Raw genomic sequence first — 299 nt, 5'->3', positions numbered from 1 at the left:
CTTCTCGTAGTGGATGAGACCTTGTTAGAGAATAATCCCACTCTTCTTGCGGTCGATCGTGCTCCGATGACTTATAGTATTGATTTGCCTGGTTTGGCAAGTAGTGATAGCTTTCTCCAAGTAGAAGATCCCAGCAATTCAAGTGTTCGCGGAGCGGTAAACGATTTGTTGGCCAAGTGGCATCAAGACTATGGTCAGGTCAATAATGTCCCAGCTAGAATGCAGTATGAAAAAATCACGGCTCACAGCATGGAACAACTCAAGGTCAAGTTTGGTTCTGACTTTGAAAAGACAGGGAA

The 299-nt window shown here is 44.5% G+C and carries 1 protein-coding gene; it reads left to right on the top strand.

Annotated elements, in window-relative coordinates:
• Window positions 1–299, top strand: a 299-nt coding sequence (locus tag WKI42_RS10785) for a thiol-activated cytolysin family protein (RefSeq protein WP_368081916.1), incomplete at both ends; no start/stop codon positions are given.

Source organism: Streptococcus pseudopneumoniae, assembly GCF_038148935.1.
Taxonomy (GTDB): domain Bacteria; phylum Bacillota; class Bacilli; order Lactobacillales; family Streptococcaceae; genus Streptococcus; species Streptococcus pseudopneumoniae_U.
This window is presented reverse-complemented; position numbering and strand designations above follow the sequence as displayed.